5 protein-coding genes are annotated in these 2,212 nt (G+C 27.3%); all 5 read right to left on the minus strand.

What is annotated here, in order from left to right; genetic code table 11:
- Positions 1–203: 203 nt before the first annotated feature.
- A complete protein-coding gene (locus J2Z35_RS14485) occupies positions 204–395 on the minus strand; it encodes a hypothetical protein (RefSeq protein ID WP_209662115.1) in 192 nt (63 codons plus the stop codon).
- Positions 395–955: a recombinase family protein gene (locus tag J2Z35_RS14490; RefSeq protein ID WP_209662116.1), complete on the minus strand. Its 561-nt coding sequence runs from the start codon at positions 953–955 to the stop codon at positions 395–397. Before J2Z35_RS14490 ends, J2Z35_RS14485 begins: the two co-directional genes overlap by 1 nt.
- A 254-nt stretch (positions 956–1,209) precedes the next feature.
- Positions 1,210–1,356 carry a hypothetical protein gene (locus J2Z35_RS14495; RefSeq protein ID WP_209662117.1) on the minus strand — a complete coding sequence of 49 codons (147 nt, stop codon included), beginning with the start codon at positions 1,354–1,356 and terminating at the stop codon, positions 1,210–1,212.
- A 102-nt stretch (positions 1,357–1,458) separates the two neighbouring features.
- Complete coding sequence (locus tag J2Z35_RS14500; protein ID WP_209662118.1) at positions 1,459–1,908, minus strand: hypothetical protein; 450 nt, start codon at positions 1,906–1,908, stop codon at positions 1,459–1,461.
- A gap of 61 nt (positions 1,909–1,969) precedes the next feature.
- The coding region (locus J2Z35_RS14505; protein WP_209662119.1) for a hypothetical protein at positions 1,970–2,212 on the minus strand (243 nt) is incomplete at its 5' end.

The following is a 2,212-nucleotide window of genomic DNA, read 5'->3' on the forward strand; positions in this document are numbered from 1 at the left end:
TTTTCACCTAATAGGTGTAAAAGGCTACGCCTTTGTAAAGCTTACGCTTAAATGCTTTTAAAGATTTTAAAAGAAGTGTATGAATAATTCAGGCTATACTTAATTATAAAATTATTATTTTTTAATGAGTGTATATATGTTTTACAAAACTAATTATTAAAGTATAAATTTTTTATTACACCCTAATGATTTAATTGTAAATATTATTTTTCTTTTTTGTTTTTCTCATATCTTTCAACCATTTTATACATTGAATATCTACTGTTATATCCAAGGATTTTAGCAAATTCCACACCTGTGATTTTCTTTTCTTTCCATTTTTTATAATGCACTTCAAAATCTTTAGGTATTTTTTTAGGCTGTCTTCCTTTATAATTTCCTTTTCGTTTTGCCATTATAAGAATTCCTTTCTGTTTAGATATCTATAAAAAGTAGTTTTACTTAAACCAGTTGCTTTAGAAATTTCTGATATAGAGTAATCATTACTATAATACATTTTAAGAGCTAGGCTAATTTTACTGTTCTCAAGAGAAGGTCTACCGCCTTTTCGTCCTCTTGCTCTTGCGCTGGATAATCCTTCTTTAGTTCTTTGACTTGTTAAGTCTCTTTCAAATTGACTTATTCCAGAAAAAATCGTAAACATTAACTTTCCCTGGGGAGTAGTAGTATCCATCCAAATCTCTTTAAGACTTTTGATGTTGGCCCCTTTTTGCTCTATTTGTTCCACTATTTTAAACAAATCTTTAGTGGAGCGACTCAATCTGGTTAAGTCTGTTATTATAATTGTATCCCCAGGTCTAATATGTTCAATGAGATTATTTAATTCCGGCCTTTCTTTTTTAATGCCAGTAAATTTTTCGCAAAATATTTTTTCACAATTAGCTTCTTTTAATTGATCTATTTGTCTATCTAAATTTTGTTCCTGAGTACTAACTCTTGCATATCCTATTAGCATTTAGATTCTCCTTTAAAATATTTTCTACCGTCTTTCAAAAGAAAACTAAAAAACAGTTTTCTTTTTCAGTTGGTCTTTATGGAAGTGCTAAAAACGTACGTTTTTGGGATTGAAATTATTATCTTCAATTATTATTTGAAATGTAGGCAAACTAAGTTTCAAAACCCATACCATATTCAAAATACCACTATGTTATATTTAAAACGTTTTTGGAACTACACAACCCCAAAAAATAGAATATAAAAAACCCTCAATCAGAATTGAGGGTTCATATGGTCTAAAATTATACTTTGAATTTCTTTGAAGGATTCTGTTTCAGTTCTAAAAATTTGCATATCCTCTACGTATTTTTTGAAGTTAATATCTTTATTACTTTCAGTCTCTAATTGTTCCATTGCCATTAATAAATATTTAAGCGATAATTGTTGATTTTTGCTAAGATTCATATTAGTTACCTCTCATATATTTTCTTAATAAGCAAATAATACCATGGTGTCAAGGTGTTACTCTATATAAGTGTACCATTTAAGGCACTTAGGGCATTTATATATAGAAAAATCATATATTTCTGTATTTCTAAATTTATCTTCTAAATTGAAACCAGATTCTTCACTATAAAAAACCTCTTCTTCCCTATAGTATTCTATAGAATTATTAGAACAAAACTCACATTCTATTTTAGAACTACCGAAACCTAAATCTTTATCTTTCATAAAATTTAAAATATGTTCAAGCGGAAATTCACTTGCATTGTGGTCAGCGAACAAGTTTATATTTAGCTTATCATTTTTATAATTTAATTTTTCTCTTAATGACCCGTAATCAAAACAATCTCCAATATCTCTTAATATTCCAATGATATCTAACTTTTCGTCAATAAGTTTAATTAGTAAATCAATTTCTCTATCTTTTAATTCAATTATTATGTTTTTTTCCATTTTATTTATACTCATAGTAAGCACCTCGTTAAACGTAAATCATACTAAACAAAATAGCTAGTGTGATTTAGAATATTTATAAAGCTTTTTCTGTTTTTTTATTTTCTTTTATTTCAGCATTAGTATATTTTTCTTTATTCTCATTAACCTTTTTATACCTTATGTCTAAATCTGTAACCTTTTGTATACTATTGTCATTATCGTTGATATCAATTCTATCAGGGACTCCGTCATTATCTAAGTCTTTTTCCTTTGTGATTTCTTCATTTTCAAGGTCTTGACTAGGAGCATTGTTTTCCATATCTAAGATTGCATTAAG

It is taken from the genome of Acetoanaerobium pronyense, from assembly GCF_017874355.1.
Taxonomy (GTDB): Bacteria; Bacillota; Clostridia; order Peptostreptococcales; family Filifactoraceae; genus Acetoanaerobium; species Acetoanaerobium pronyense.

What these genes read in the sequence shown, in the direction of transcription:
- J2Z35_RS14485 (WP_209662115.1), bottom strand. Translation starts at nt 395, where the DNA reads ATGGCAAAACGAAAAGGAAATTATAAAGGAAGACAGCCTAAAAAAATA.
- J2Z35_RS14490 (WP_209662116.1), bottom strand. Translation starts at nt 955, where the DNA reads ATGCTAATAGGATATGCAAGAGTTAGTACTCAGGAACAAAATTTAGAT.
- J2Z35_RS14495 (WP_209662117.1), bottom strand. Translation starts at nt 1,356, where the DNA reads ATGGCAATGGAACAATTAGAGACTGAAAGTAATAAAGATATTAACTTC.
- J2Z35_RS14500 (WP_209662118.1), bottom strand. Translation starts at nt 1,908, where the DNA reads ATGAGTATAAATAAAATGGAAAAAAACATAATAATTGAATTAAAAGAT.